Origin of the sequence: Variovorax sp. M-6 (assembly GCF_052114385.1) — a bacterium.
In the GTDB taxonomy this organism is placed as follows: domain Bacteria; phylum Pseudomonadota; class Gammaproteobacteria; order Burkholderiales; family Burkholderiaceae_C; genus Variovorax.
The window spans coordinates 113,782-127,418 of sequence record NZ_JBFREQ010000021.1 but is presented as its reverse complement, the minus strand read 5'-3'; the positions used below and the strand labels follow the sequence as shown (position 1 = coordinate 127,418).

Below are 13,637 nucleotides of genomic sequence, written 5' to 3'. Positions count from 1 at the left end.
TCCACCACCTGGCTCACCACGCTGCCGCCCCGCACCGCCACTTCGGAGGCCGAGGCCGCGAGCTGGTTGGCCTGGCGCGCGTTGTCGGCGTTCTGCTTGACCGTGCTGGTGAGTTCTTCCATCGAGGCCGCGGTCTGCTCCAGCGAGCTGGCCTGCTCCTCGGTGCGCGACGACAGGTCGTGATTGCCCGCCGCGATCTCCTGGGAGGCGACCACGATCGAGTCGGTCGATGTCTTGATGCGCCCCACCAGGTCGGTCAGGGTGTCTTCCATCTCGCCCATGCCGCGCAGCAGCCGGCCGAAATCGCCACCGCGATCGGTCTCGAATTCCTTGCTCAGGTCGCCGGCGGCGACGGTGTCGGCGATCAGCAGCGCCTCGTCGATCGGCTGCACGATGCTGCGCGTCAACAGCCACGCCAGCACGGAACCCAGCGCCAATGCGAACGCCGCAAGCACCATCAGGTTGATGCGGCCCGCACGGTAGACCGCATCGATTTCGGCCGCCGACTTGTCGATCTGCTCCGCTTCGTGCGCCAGGATGCTGCGGATGCTGGCGTCGTAGCTGTCGAGCGTGGGCACCAGCTTGTCCCTGGCGATGCGCATCGCCTCTTCCTGCTTGCCGTCGGCCTTGAGCTTCAGGAGCATGTTCCGCAGCTCGACATAGTCGGCGCGCTTCTTCTTGATGTCTGCCGACAGCGCCATTTCCTCCGGCGAGCTCAGCAGTTCCTCGAGCTTCTTCTGCGTCTCGGAGATCGTGCTGCTGGTCTTGGCCATGCCCTTCTGCAGATAGTCCTGGACCTCGGGGTCGCTGGACTGCAGGAGCGCATAGGTGCGCACGCTGTTGGTGCTGGTGCCGAGCAGCCAGCTGGCGGCCAGCCGCTCCTTCGCCAGCGAGCGCTTTGCCATGTCGTTGGTGGCATCGCCCACGGCCTGCAGGCGAAGCACGCCGATGCATGCGATGGCGGCCACCAAGGCCAGGATCAGGGCGAACCCGGCCCCCAGGCGGGTGCCGATCTTCCATTCTTTCATTCCATGCTCCAATCGAATCGTTGGTTGTCTCTGATGGTTGTGGCTGCTGCCGGCCTCAGGCGGCCAGCTTCTCGATCAGGCCCATGTCGTCGCTGGACATGAGCCGGTCGATGTCCACCAGGATCAGCATCCGCTCGTCCAGCGTCCCCAGGCCGATCAGGTAGTCCGTGTCCAGCACCGAACCCATCGCCGGCGCCGGCTTGATCTGCTCCGGCGACAGCGTGATCACGTCCGACACGCTGTCCACCACCATCCCCACCACACGCCCTCCGATGTTCAGCACGATCACCACCGTGAACTGGTCGTAGCTCGGTGTCCCCAGCGCGAACTTGATCCGCATGTCGATGATCGGAACGATGATCCCGCGCAGGTTCACCACCCCCTTGATGTACTCCGGCGCGTTCGCGATCCGCGTCACCGCGTCGTAGCCGCGCAGCTCCTGCACCTTCTGGATGTCGATGCCGTACTCTTCCTCGCCCAGCGTGAAGGTGACCACCTCCAGCCGGTTCGCGTTCGCATTCGCGAGGGCCGCGGAGGCAGCGCCGCCCGCATGTGTTTGAAGGCTCGTGATCTCTGCCATGGGATTCCTTTTGGGTGGGCTGTGAAGGGTTGTTCGAACGAGGAACGCTGTGCTCGCGCCGGTGCTCAGCCGAACTTCTGCATGATGCGAACCAGTTTCTGGCCGTACTGCGGATCGGTCGCATAGCCCGCGCGCTGCAGGCCATGCGCGGCTTCGGTCGGGTCGTTGGTCGCCAGCACGTTGGCGTAGCGCGGGTTGCGGGTCATGAAGCGCGCGTAGTCGGTGAAGGCCTCCTCGTAGGAGCCGTAGGCCCTGAACTTCGCGCGGATGCGCTGCGGCTCGCCGTCGACGTACTCGGTGGTGGTGGTCTCGACCACCGGCCCCTGCCAGCCGCGGTCGGCCTTGATGCCGAACAGGTTGAAGCTCTGCGTGCCGTCGTCGGCGCGGATCTCGCGCTTGCCCCAGCCGGATTCGAGCGCGGCCTGCGCCAGGATCAGCGGCGCCGGCACGCCGCTGGCGGCGCTCGCGGCCTGCGCCGAGGCGCCCATGCGGTTGACGAAGCTGTCGACGTGGCCCTGCAGCGATGCGACCGCCCCCGCCGCGCTGCCCGAGCGGTCGTTGTTGACCTGGTAGGCGCTCAGGTCGACGCGTCCGGTCGGCGCCGAAGGCGAGGAGCCGAGCGGGATGCCTGACTGCGGCGACAGCGGCAAGCCGCCGCGCGGGGCCAGCGGCAGGCCGGCCGGGTTCGGCTCGCCGTCGCTCGCACCGGCGGAGGCCGCCCGCTGCAGCTGCGCCAGCATCGCCTCGGCCAGGCCCAGGCCGCGGCCCGAGAGGTTCTGCGACAGCTGCTGGTCCAGCATCGAGGTGTAGATCTTCTCGTTCTGCCCATCGAGCAGGCCGCTCGACGGCGTCGCCTCGCGCATGCTCTTGAGCACCATGTTCATGAACATGGCTTCGAATTGCCGCGAGACCTGCTTGAGGCCCTCTTCGGGCGAGGTGCGCACGGTGCGCCGCAGCGCATCGACACCCTGGACATCGAGCGCGAAGCGCTGGTCCAGCGCGCCGGCGCGGCTGGCCGCGTCGCTGCCCGACCATGAATTGGCTGCAGTGATCGCCATGTCCGACCTCAAATGATCTCGAGCTCGGCGCGCAGGGCGCCGGCCGTCTTCATGGCTTGCAGGATCGACACCAGATCCTGCGGATTCGCACCCAGGGTGTTGAGCCCCTTGATCACGTCGGCCAGCGAAGCGCCGCCACGCACCATCTGCAGCGCGCCGCCCGGCTGGTTGATCGAGATCTCCGAGGTCTGCGAGACGACCGTGCGGCCGTTCGAGAACGGACCCGGCTGGCTCACCAGCGGATCGGTGTTGATGACCACCGACAGGCTGCCGTGCGCGACCGCGCAGTCGTTCACCCGCACCGCCTGGTTCATCACCACGGAGCCGGTGCGCGCGTTGATCACGACCCGGGCCACCGCCTGCGTCGGCGTGACTTCCAGGCCCTCGAGGCGGGCCAGGAATCCGACCCGCTCCTGCGCGGAGGCAGGCGCCCGCACGCGAATCACGCGGGCATCGACCGCCTCGGCCGTCCCGCTGCCAAACTGGCGGTCGATCGCCTCGACCGCGCGCTGCACGGTGCCGAAGTCGGAACGCATCAGCTCGAGCGTGAGGCCGCCGTCGCCGCCGACCGCGGCATCGACCACGCGCTCGACGGTCCCGCCGGCGGGAATGCGTCCCGAACTGAGCTGGTTGATCTGCACCTTGCTGCCGTTGGCCGAAGCGCCGGCGCCGCCGACCACCATGTTGCCCTGCGCGATCGCGTACACCGCGCCGTCCACGCCCTTGAGCGGGGTCATCAGCAGCGTGCCGCCGCGCAGGCTCTTGGCGTTGCCCATCGAGGACACGGTGACGTCGATGGTCTGCCCCGGCCGCGCGAACGACGGCAGCGTGGCCGTGACCATCACTGCGGCGACGTTCTTGAGCTGCATGTTCACGCCCTGCGGGATCGTGATGCCGAGCTGCTGCAGCATGTTGTTCAGGCTCTGGGTCGTGAACGGCGTCTGCATGGTCTGGTCGCCGGTGCCGTCGAGGCCCACCATCAGGCCGTAGCCGATCAGCGCGTTGTCGCGCACGCCCTGGATGCTCGCGAGCTCCTTCAGGCGTTCGGCCCGCGCGGGCGGAGGCAGGCACAGCGCGAACAGCAGCGCGAGGCCGATGCCGGCTGCCGCCTTGGCGAAGGCCGGAATCCGGGAGCGCCGCGGGGCCGGCCCGCCGGCCAGGGAAAGGGTGGCCACACGAGGTGGACAAGGCTGTGAATGTGTCATGGTCAGAAGGGCATCACGTTCAAGAAGATTCGCTGCATCCAGCCCATGTGCTGGGCCTCGTCGATGTAGCCCTTGGCCGTGTATTCGATGCGCGCGTCGGCCACCTGGGTCGACAGCACGGTGTTGTTGCCGGTCACGGTGCGCGGGTTGACCACGCCCGAGAAGCGGATGAACTCGGTGCCCTGGTTGATGCCCATCTGCTTCTCGCCGCTGACCAGCAGGTTGCCGTTGCCGAGCACGTCCACCACCGTGACCGTGATCACGCCGTTGAAGGTGTTGGCCGCGTTGGCGCCGCCCTTGGCGATCAGGGCGTTCTTGCCCGAGAGCTTGGCGTCCTGGTCCCGCAGCAGCCCGCCGAGCACCTTGGGAATCGCATCGAAGGCGGCCGAGGCGCTGCCGTCGCGACTCGCGTTGGCACCGGAGTTCTTGCTGGCGTTGACCTTTTCGCTGATCACGATGGTCAGGATGTCGCCGACATTGCGCGGCCTGCGGTCCTCGAACAGCGCGACGCCGCGGCTTGCGTCCTGGAAGATCGACCCGGTCGCGCCGCGCGCCGGCGAGACCAGCGGCGTGTCGGCCCGCGCCGTCATCGGCTGGTGCACCAGCGGATCGCGCGGGATCTGCGCGCAGCCCGTGACCAGCACGATGCCCGCCGCCGCCAGAAGAGGGCGCGTGCGCATGATCACAACTGCGCGAGCCTTTGCAGCATCTGGTCGGAGGCCTGGATCGCCTTGCTGTTGATCTCGTAGGCGCGCTGCGTGGAGATCATGTTGACCAGTTCCTCGACCACGTTGACGTTCGAGGCCTCGACATAGCCCTGGCTCAGGATGCCGGCACCGTCGAGGCCCGGATTCACGAGGTTGGGCGCGCCCGACGAATCGGTCTCGTTGTAGAGGTTCTCGCCCATGCTCTGCAGCCCGGCCGGGTTCAGGAAGGTGGCCAGTTGCAGCTGGCCGACCTGCACCGTGGCGGTGCTGCCGGCCTGGGTGATCGAGACGATGCCGTCGCGGCCGACCGTCAGGCTGGTCGCGTTCTGCGGGATCGTGATCGCCGGCTGGATCGTGAAGCCGCTGGCGGTCACGAGCTGGCCGTCGCGGTCGGTCTGGAAGGAACCGTCGCGCGAGTAGGAGGTGGTGCCGTCCGGCATCAGCACCTGGAAGAAGCCGGCGCCGTTGATCGCCACGTCCTTCGGGTTGTCGGTCTTGGTCATGTTGCCCTGCGCGTGGATGCGCTCGGTGGCGACCACGTGCACGCCGGTGCCGACCTGCAGGCCCGAGGGCAGGCGCGTCTGGTCGGAGGTCTGGCCGCCGACCTGGCGCAGGTTCTGGTACATCAGGTCCTCGAACACCGCGCGGCTGCGCTTGAAGCCGGTGGTCCCGACGTTGGCCAGGTTGTTCGACACCACGTCGAGTTGCGTCTGCTGGGCTTCGAGGCCGGTCTTGGCCACGTAGAGGGAACGAATCATTGAATTACTCCTGCGGGGGGTGTTGCGGCTCAGCCGTAGGCCAGCAGCTTGTTGGCCGACTGCGCGTTGGTGTCGGCGCTCTGGATCGACTTCATCTGCATCTCGAAGCTGCGACTGTTGGCGATCATGGCCACCATGGCTTCGACCGAATTGACGTTGCTGCCCTCGACCATGCCGGCGGCGACCACGACGTTGGCATCGGCCTCGGCCGGCGGCAGCCCTTCGCGCATGCGGAACAGGCCGTCGTCGCCGCGCACCAGGTCGGTGACTTGCGGGTTGACCAGCTTCAGGCGTCCGACCTGGGCCACGCCCACCGCCGGATCGCCGGCGCCGCGCGCCGCGATCGAGCCGTCGGCGGCGATCGTGACGGTCGAGCCGGGCGGGATCACGAGCGGACCGCCGTCACCCACCACCGGCCGCGCGCCCATGGTCATCACCTGGCCGTCGGCGCCGACCTGCAGGTTGCCGACGCGGGTGTAGGCCTCGCCGCCGCCCGGCGTCTGCACCACCAGCCAACCTTCGCCGCGCACCGCGACGTCGAGGTCGCGGCCGGTTTCGGTCAGCGGGCCGTGCGTGAAGTCGGCGCCCGGCGTGGTCGCGGCGACGAAGGCGCGCGTCGGCGCTTCCTCGCCCACCACGGGCACGGCGCGGAAGTTGTTGATCTGCGCCCGGAAACCCGGGGTCGAGACGTTCGCCATGTTGTTGGCGACCGAGGCCTGCTGCTCCATGGCCTGCTTGGCGCCGCTCATGGCGACATACAACATTCGATCCACTGTGTGCTCCTGGTAGTGAGGGACTGCGTCTGTTCAGGACCGCGCGTCAGCGGATGTTCATCAGCGTCTGCATGACCTGGTCCTGCGTCTTCACGGTCTGCGCATTGGCCTGGTAGTTGCGCTGCGCGACGATCAGGTTGACCAGTTCGGAAGTCAGGTCGACGTTGGATGCTTCGAGCGCGCCTGCGGCCAGCGAGCCCTGCTTGGTGCCTTCGCCCGGGGTACTGGTGAGGGCCGCGCCCGAGGCCTGTGTCTCGGCGTACATGTTGTCGCCCTTCGGCTCGAGCCCGTTCGGGTTCGCGAAGGACGACAGCACGACCTGGCCCATCAGCTTGGACTGCTCGTTGGAGTACTTGCCGGTGATGGTGCCGTCCGGGTTGATCGAGAACGAGGTCAGCACGCCCGAGGCGTAGCCGTCCTGGCTCAGCTTGCTGATGCCGTTGGCGGCGCCGACCTGCGTCGTGCCGGTGAGGTCGATCGTGATGTTGACCGGAGACGATCCGTTTCCGAAGTTCTTCGCCGGGAGGACGATCGTTCCGCCCGCCGGCGCCGTGAGATTGCCGTTGGGGCCGAAAGTCAGGCCGGTCAGCGGGCCAGCGGCGATCGCCGCACCGTCGTAGGTGCCGTGGACGTCCCAGCCGGCCGCGGTCTTCACGAAGTAGACCGACAGGTCATGCGGATTGCCCAGCGAGTCGTAGACCGGCCCGACGGCGTTGGAGTAGTTGAAGGTGGCCGAATCGGTCGGGTCGAACGGCGTCTTGGTCGGCACCGTGCCGCGCGAGTCGAGATTGAACTCGGCATCGACGCCGGTGGTCGCGTTCGGCATCATGGCCTGGGTCGGGATCTGGATCGCCGACGGCGTGCCGCCGTTGATGCCGCCGCTGGCGTTGACGCCGTAGCCGGTCAGGCGCAAGCCATTGGCATTGACGATGTAGCCGTCCTTGTCCTTGGTGAACTGGCCGTTGCGCGTGTACATGATTTCGCCGCTGGTGCTGGCCATGCGGAAGAAGCCGTCGCCGCTGAGAATCGCGACGTCCAGCGGACGGCTGCTGCTCTGCGTCACGCCCTGCGTGAAGTTCTGCACGATGCCCGACACCGAGGCGCCGAGCCCGATGCGCGAGCCGGCATAGATGTCCTGGAAGGTCGCGGCCGCCGACTTGAAGCCGATGGTCCCCGAGTTGGCGATGTTGTTGCCGATCACATCGAGGTTCGCGGCGGCCACGCCGAGCCCGCTGACGCCTTGGGAAAAGCTCATGATGATTCCTTGGTTCGAAGCATTGAAGAGAAGGCCCGCGGCCGGAAAGCCGCCGGCGGATGAAAGCGCGCGACGGTCCTCAGAGGAACATCCGCACGTCGGACAACCCGATGCTCTGGCCCGATGCCAGTTCGAGCGTGACGCCATTGGCACCCTGCTTGACCGCCGCCACCTGCGCGAAGGTCAGCGCCGTGGCCTGGACGGCGGTGCCGCCGTTGCTGGCACCCACGGCGAACCTGTAGCTGCCCGCCGGCACCACGTTGCCGGCATCGTCCTTGCCGTCCCAGGTGACGGCGTTGACGCCTTCGGTCATCGAGCCGGCCTCGATCGTGCGCACGGTCTTGCCGGTGGCGTCGACGATCTTGATCTGGACGTCGCCGGCCGAGCCCGGCAGCTGCACCGCGAAGGCCTGCACCGCCGGGTCCTTGCCCTCCTCGGGCGTCTTGGTGACGAGGGTGTTGCCGGGAGACAGCACGTTGTAGCCAATCAGCGAGGCGGCCTGCAGCACCTGGTTGGAGCCGGTCTGGCTCACCAGGCCCGACAGCGTGCTGTTGAGCTTCTCGATGCCGCTCACCGTGCTCATCTGCGCCAGCTGCGAGGTCAGCTCGGCGTTCTCCATCGGATTGAGCGGGTCCTGGTTGTTGAGCTGCGTCACCAGCAGCTTCAGGAAGCGCTGCTCGCTGTCGGCGTTGGCGGCGGCGGTGCCGCCGGGCGCGGCGCCGGCTGCGTTGGCGCCGGAAATGGAAGAGGTATCGGAGATGGCCATGGGAGCTTTCTGGGATGTTGTTTACTGGCCGATGGTCAGCGTCTTGACCATCAGCGTCTTGGCGGTGTTGAGCACCTCGACATTGGCCTGGTAGCTGCGCGAGGCCGAGATCATGTTGGTCATCTCCTCGACCACGTTGACGTTCGGCATCGCGACGTAGCCGTCGGCATTGGCATGCGGGCTCCTGGGGTCGAAGACCAGCTTGGCGGGCGCGGAGTCTTCGATCACGCCGGCAACCTTGACGCCGCCGATGTCCTGCCGGCCCGAGGCCGCGACCTCGAACACCACCTGCTTGGCGCGGTAGGGCTGGCCGTCGGGGCCGGCCACGCTCTCGGCATTGGCGAGGTTGCTCGCGGTCACGTTCATGCGCTGCGATTGCGCGGCCATGGCGGAACCCGCCACGTTGAAGATGTTCATGGAAGTGCTGGGAAGCGGCATGGCGTTCTTTCGTCTTCCTACTGCTGCACCGCGGCCAGCAGCGTCTTGATCTTGGAGCCGATCACCGTCAGGTTCGACTCGTAGCGCAGCGCGTTGTCGGCGAAGTTGATGCGCTCGGCATCCATCTCGACCGTGTTGCCGTCGATGCTCGACTGGCTCGGCACGCGGTAGAGCAGGTCCTGGTCGGGCATCGCCTTCGCCTCGCCGGCCATGTGGCGCGACGAGGTGGTGGCGAGCGCGAAGGACTGCGACTGCCGCCCCTGCTCCACGGCCTGCGTCAGCCGGCTCGCGAAATCGAAATCGCGCGCCTTGTAGTTCGGCGTGTCGGCGTGGGCGATATTGGCGGCCAGCACCTCCTGGCGCTGGGCCCGCAGATTGAGGGCTTCGCGGTTGAAGCTGAGTGCCGCATCGAGCTTGTCGATCATGTGGTTCCATCGGTTGGCATCGCGTCCGCACAAGACGGCATGGCGACTGATGGAAAGCGAGTCTATGCACGCATCGCGTTTGCAATGGGCTGAACAAAGGGGCATTTCGCCGGTACTTCGCGCCATCGCCTCGAACGATCGATTCCTAGAATCACCTGGCGCCGGTGTGCTTCCCCCTTCTTCATGCACCTGCGCGTCCGCGAGACCGCCCATGCCCCAACGCCCATCCTGGAAACGCCTTTCATGCTTCGTGCTGCCCGGCCTGGCTGCGCTTGCGGGCGCTGCGTCCGCGGCGGCAGCGGCCCCGCTGCCAGAGGGCGCGCGGTCCGCGATCGATCACCTGCTGCAGCAGCAGACCGCCGGACTGCCCGGCAAGGTCACGTTCAGCGTGAAGGTGGCCGGCACGCTGCCGGCCTGCGACGACTTCGAGGCCTTCCTGCCCAACGGCACGACGCCCCGGGGCCGGATCTCGATCGGCCTGCGCTGCCGCGGCGACAAGGCCTGGATCCGGTTCGTGCCGGCCCAGGTCGCCGTCGAGGGCCGCTACTTCGTCGCCGCGCGCGCGATCGAGGCCGGCGAGGCCCTGGGCGCCGGTGACGTGGTCGAGCGCAGCGGCGATCTCGGCGACCTCCCGCGCTCGGTGATCACCGACGCCTCGGCGCTGCAAGGCGTGGTGGCCGCGAACCGCATTGCCGCCGGCGCACCGCTGCGCAAGGAGCTGATGCGCGGCGTGGTCGTGATCCAGCAGGGCCAGACGGTGCAGCTGGTGGCCCAGGGCCAGGGCTTCACGGTCAGCACCGAAGGCAAGGCCATGACCCGGGCCGAGGTCGGCGCGACCGTGCAGGCCAAGACCCGCGACGGCCGCCTGCTCACCGGCGTGGCGGCCGAGGACGGGCAGATCCGCTTGGCCCAGTAGATGGGCCCCCACGCTCCCCCACTGCGTGTGGGTCGCTGCCCCCCGAGGGGGCCGCAGGCCGCCTTGGGGCGGCCCGACGCCGGCCTGGGCCCCCACGCTCCCCCACTGCGTGTGGTTCGCTGCCCCCGAGGGGGCCGCAGGCCGCCTTGGGGCGGCCCGGCGCCGGCCTGGGCCCCCACGCTCCCCCACTGCGTGTGGGTCGCTGCCCCCCGAGGGGGCCGCAGGCCGCCTTGGGGCGGCCCGGCGCCGGCCTGGGCTCGCCTGGTTTTCCACCTGGGCCGCCGATCGAAATTTGTGCAAACTTCAGCCTAAAGTTCTTGCTGCGTCCGCCGATATACGGGTCAGCCCTTTGAGGAATCATCTTGAAAATCGATCCCCCCGGCCCATCGGCCACGCCTTTCAACCGCCCGACCAAGGCGGCTGCCGCCTCCACGAGCGGTGTAGCCGGCGCCGCAGCGCCGGCCACGGGACAGGTTCACGCCATGCCCAGCGCGCCCGGTGGCAGCGACTTCGACGCTGCCCGCGTCGCGGCGATCCGCGAGGACATCCGCGCCGGCCGCTACGAGGTCCACCCCGAGCGGATCGCCAGCGGGCTGCTGGCCAGCGTGCGCGACCTGCTCGATCCGGGCCTGAAGCCATGAACACCATGCTGCTCTACCTGCACGCGGAAAAAACCTGCGTCGAGGAATTCCTGGGCATCCTCGACCAGGAAGAGCAAGCCATGGCGGACGCCCGCTTCGGCGAACTGCCCACGATCACCGAACAGAAAGTCGCGCTGCTGGACCGCATGGCCACGCTGGACCGCCAGCGCGAGACCGCCCAGGTGGCGCTGGGGTTCGAACCCGGCCCGGATGGCGCCGATGCCGCCGCGGCGGCGGCCGGCGAGCCCACGCGCCAGGCCTGGGTCGCCCTGCTGGCGCTGGCCGAAGAGGCCAAGGCACGCAATCTGCGCAATGGCTCGATGGTGCACTCGCACCTCGATTTCACGCAGCGCGCCCTGCACTTCCTGCAATCGAGCGTCCAGCTGTTCTATGGCCCGGACGGTGCTCGCAAGACGAGCGGCAGCGGCAACCGCCTCGCCCTGGGCTGAAGCCCGCCGGCGCCTCGCGTGCGCCGGCTCAGCCTGGCGCCGGGCCGAGGGCACACATCACTTGTTCGGGTTGAGGAGGTACTTCTCGCCGGTCGCATGGCGGGAATAGACCGCGATCTGATCCAGCCCCAGCGCCTCGACCAGCGAGACCTCCCGCGTGTAGCGGCTCGCGAACGTGGTCTTGAGTTCCGCAGCGACCCGCGCCTTCAGCTTTGCCGCCCCGTCCGCGCCGATCTTCTGCAGGAACGGGAACAGCAGCCAGCCTCCCATGCCCCACGCCATGCCGAAGCCGCGCGTGAACTCGGTCGGCCCGCGATCCAGGCCGCCGTAGATGTAGACCTGCTTGTGGGTGGTGGAGCCATAGCGGCTGTACTCGACCGCGGTCTTGTTCAGCGCCGCTTCCATGCAGGTCAGGATCTGGCCCGCCAGCTTGCCGCCGCCGATGGCGTCGAAGGCCAGGGTGGCGCCGGTGGCGACCAGCGCATCGGTGAGCTCCTGCATGAAGTTCGGCGAGGCGGCATTGCACACGTACTTGGCACCGAGCGCGCGCAGGATGTCCTCCTGCTCCTTCTTGCGCACGATGTTCACCAGGGCGATGCCGTCCTGCAGGCAGATCCGGTTCAGCATCTGGCCGAGGTTGGAGGCCGCCGCCGTGTGCACCAGCGCCTTGTGGCCCTCGCGCCGCATGGTCTCGACCATGCCGAGCGCGGTGAGCGGGTTGACGAAGGCCGACGCACCCTCGGCCGGGGTGGTGCCCTCGGCCAGCGGCATGCACTGGGCGGCGGCGATGCAGCGGTACTGCGTGTACATCGCGCCGCCGAGCACCGCCACGGTCTTGCCGAGCAGCGCCTGGGCCTCCGGCGAGGCACCGGCGGCCACGACCACGCCGGCGCCCTCGTTGCCGACCTGCATCGACTGGTCCAGGCGTCCGGCCATGCTCTTCATCGCGGCCTCCGGAACGCCGGCGGTGACCACCGGCCTCGACGCCGTGCCCGACGCCTTGGCCGTGCGCAGGTCCGCGGCGCCGAACAGCAGGCCGAGGTCCGACGGATTCATGGGCGCGGCCTCGACCCGCACGATCACTTCGTGGGCGGCGGGTTGAGGGATCGCGTCCTCGCTGAGGGACAGCGTCAGTTCGCCGTTGCGACTGACGAGCGAGCGAAGCTGGAGGGTGGTGGCGGGCAGGGTCATGGGGCGTCTCCGGGCTGGGCGGGCCAGTATAGGAGCGGCGGTTCAGGCTCGCTCGGCGCGCTGCCGCAGCAGCAGTGCGTTGTTCGCGCAGACCTTGCGGAAGGCTTCGCTGATGCGCCTGTCGGCGGACGCACGGGTCCAGAACACCAGCGCCGCCTCGCAAGCGGCGCTCCAAGACGCCCGCTGGGCGGGCAAGGGAAGCGGTGGCTGGAACTCCCTGGCCGGCAACTCCCCGCCCGCCAGCGGCGCATAGAGCATCGGCAGCATGTCGTAGACCGGCGCCAGTGCCAGAACGCCCTGCGGCCGGAAACTGAGATTGCCCAGGTGCATGTCGCTGTTGGCGATCAGCTTTCCGAACCACCAGAGGTGCTGGACGCACAGTTCATCCTGCGCCGAGAGCAAACCGAGGCCGGCCAGCCGGCCCGCCAGCCGGGTCCAGTCGATCACGCTCTCCCCGATCAGTGCGGCATTGACCGTGTCGAGGCTCACGAGGCGGCTGCGGCCGAACATGCCCAGGCGATCGAAGCGCTCCACCTCGAGAAAGGTACGCCCCGCCTGGGCGACCACGCGGCTGCGCGCGCTCTCGACACCAGGGATCGTCGCGGCGCATTCCAGCGCCAGATGTTCGGCCACCAGCAGGTCGGCCCAGCGCCGCACCGCGGGCGAGCCGTCGGCACCGGAGAACTTCACCAGCACATGGGGCGTGCCCTGTCCAGCCAGGGCTCGCAGCGCAGAGAACTTCGGAAACTCACCCGCAGCGCTCGATCCCGGCACGCCGTGGGCGATGGCTTGTTCGGCCAGTCGCGCGTAGGCGGCGCCGACCTGGGCACCCGGGATCGGCTCGGGCTCCGATGCCTTGGCCTGCAGCCAGCGTTCGCAGGCCAGATCGCCCAGGATGAGGTTGCCGCTCACGTCCGAGCCGCTGCGGCTCAGGACGAAGAGGATGTCATCGTCCGACCATTCGCCCGGGTCCGCCGACACCTCCAGCCGCTGATGCTCCAGGCGCGCGAACTGGCGCCCCATGTAGCCCTGCGGCCGCATGTCGTACAGCGGATAGGGAAGCCCGTCCCACCAGCCGTCCCGCGCTTCGTCGGCCACGGGCCAGCCGACGCCTTCGAGCGACATCATCGCGCCCTGCGGCGCCAAGGGCGCCAGGCGCGTGGCGAGAGTGGCCTGGCCGTCGCCATCGATTTCGTACAAGGGCAGGTCGGACGGGTCGCCGCGCAGCGGACGCCGCAAGGCATAGCGCGCGCGGCGCGCCTTGCCGCCGCTCACGACACGGTCGCCGAGCGCCTGCAACAGGCGGTGCAAGGTCGGAACGCTGACGCCCACCTCGATGGCCAGTTCGGCCGCACTGGCCTTCGGACGTCGCGCCAGGGCGGCGGCCAATTGATCGGGAACGGCGCGATGGCGGGATTCCATACGTATGAGAAGATTGCCGAGAAGA

16 protein-coding genes are annotated in these 13,637 nt (G+C 68.5%); 3 read left to right on the top strand and 13 right to left on the bottom strand.

The window, feature by feature from the left end; translation table 11 throughout:
* The 11 genes from AB4Z46_RS22370 to flgB all read right to left on the bottom strand — a co-directional run.
* Positions 1-1,028 (bottom strand): MCP four helix bundle domain-containing protein (locus AB4Z46_RS22370; RefSeq protein WP_442285738.1); only part of this gene is annotated, 1,028 nt, incomplete at its 3' end.
* 55 nt (positions 1,029-1,083) lie between these two features.
* On the bottom strand, positions 1,084-1,608 hold the full coding sequence (locus AB4Z46_RS22365) for a chemotaxis protein CheW (RefSeq protein ID WP_442285737.1): 525 nt from the start codon (positions 1,606-1,608) through the stop codon (positions 1,084-1,086).
* 65 nt (positions 1,609-1,673) lie between these two features.
* A complete protein-coding gene (gene flgJ / locus AB4Z46_RS22360) occupies positions 1,674-2,666 on the bottom strand; it encodes a flagellar assembly peptidoglycan hydrolase FlgJ (protein WP_442285736.1) in 993 nt (330 codons plus the stop codon).
* 8 nt (positions 2,667-2,674) lie between these two features.
* A complete protein-coding gene (locus AB4Z46_RS22355) occupies positions 2,675-3,793 on the bottom strand; it encodes a flagellar basal body P-ring protein FlgI (protein ID WP_442285741.1) in 1,119 nt (372 codons plus the stop codon).
* Positions 3,794-3,873: 80 nt separating this feature from the next.
* Positions 3,874-4,551: a flagellar basal body L-ring protein FlgH gene (locus AB4Z46_RS22350; protein WP_442285735.1), complete on the bottom strand. Its 678-nt coding sequence runs from the start codon at positions 4,549-4,551 to the stop codon at positions 3,874-3,876.
* Positions 4,552-4,553: 2 nt separating this feature from the next.
* Positions 4,554-5,336 carry a flagellar basal-body rod protein FlgG gene (gene flgG, locus AB4Z46_RS22345; RefSeq protein WP_442285734.1) on the bottom strand — a complete coding sequence of 261 codons (783 nt, stop codon included), beginning with the start codon at positions 5,334-5,336 and terminating at the stop codon, positions 4,554-4,556.
* Between the two features lie 29 nt (positions 5,337-5,365).
* Positions 5,366-6,109 (bottom strand): flagellar basal-body rod protein FlgF, encoded by a 744-nt coding sequence (flgF, locus tag AB4Z46_RS22340; RefSeq protein ID WP_442285733.1) that lies wholly within the window; start codon positions 6,107-6,109, stop codon positions 5,366-5,368.
* A 46-nt stretch (positions 6,110-6,155) separates the two neighbouring features.
* Positions 6,156-7,364 carry a flagellar hook protein FlgE gene (gene flgE, locus AB4Z46_RS22335; protein ID WP_442285732.1) on the bottom strand — a complete coding sequence of 403 codons (1,209 nt, stop codon included), beginning with the start codon at positions 7,362-7,364 and terminating at the stop codon, positions 6,156-6,158.
* A 79-nt stretch (positions 7,365-7,443) separates the two neighbouring features.
* Positions 7,444-8,130, bottom strand: a complete 687-nt coding sequence (locus tag AB4Z46_RS22330) for a flagellar hook assembly protein FlgD (protein ID WP_442285731.1) — start codon at positions 8,128-8,130, stop codon at positions 7,444-7,446.
* Between the two features lie 21 nt (positions 8,131-8,151).
* Positions 8,152-8,547, bottom strand: coding sequence for a flagellar basal body rod protein FlgC (gene flgC / locus AB4Z46_RS22325; RefSeq protein ID WP_442285740.1), 396 nt, complete (start codon positions 8,545-8,547; stop codon positions 8,152-8,154).
* A gap of 38 nt (positions 8,548-8,585) precedes the next feature.
* Positions 8,586-8,993 (bottom strand): flagellar basal body rod protein FlgB, encoded by a 408-nt coding sequence (gene flgB / locus AB4Z46_RS22320; protein ID WP_442285730.1) that lies wholly within the window; start codon positions 8,991-8,993, stop codon positions 8,586-8,588.
* Positions 8,994-9,204: 211 nt separating this feature from the next.
* Between flgB and flgA the strand changes: the two genes are divergently transcribed.
* From flgA to AB4Z46_RS22305, 3 genes are all read left to right on the top strand, one after another.
* Positions 9,205-9,909 (top strand): flagellar basal body P-ring formation chaperone FlgA, encoded by a 705-nt coding sequence (flgA, locus tag AB4Z46_RS22315; RefSeq protein WP_442285729.1) that lies wholly within the window; start codon positions 9,205-9,207, stop codon positions 9,907-9,909.
* Between the two features lie 362 nt (positions 9,910-10,271).
* A complete protein-coding gene (gene flgM, locus AB4Z46_RS22310; protein WP_442285728.1) occupies positions 10,272-10,550 on the top strand; it encodes a flagellar biosynthesis anti-sigma factor FlgM in 279 nt (92 codons plus the stop codon).
* The gene (locus AB4Z46_RS22305) at positions 10,547-10,999 is read left to right on the top strand and encodes a flagella synthesis protein FlgN (protein WP_442285727.1); all 453 of its coding nucleotides are present in this window, start codon (positions 10,547-10,549) and stop codon (positions 10,997-10,999) included. The genes flgM and AB4Z46_RS22305 overlap by 4 nt, the downstream gene beginning before the upstream one ends.
* A 57-nt stretch (positions 11,000-11,056) precedes the next feature.
* Here AB4Z46_RS22305 and AB4Z46_RS22300 read toward each other — a convergent pair whose 3' ends face one another.
* A complete protein-coding gene (locus AB4Z46_RS22300) occupies positions 11,057-12,190 on the bottom strand; it encodes a zinc-binding dehydrogenase (protein WP_442285726.1) in 1,134 nt (377 codons plus the stop codon).
* 42 nt (positions 12,191-12,232) lie between these two features.
* Entirely contained in the window at positions 12,233-13,612 is a 1,380-nt protein-coding gene (gene yjjJ / locus AB4Z46_RS22295; protein WP_442285725.1) for a type II toxin-antitoxin system HipA family toxin YjjJ, read from the bottom strand.
* Positions 13,613-13,637: the final 25 nt, after the last annotated feature.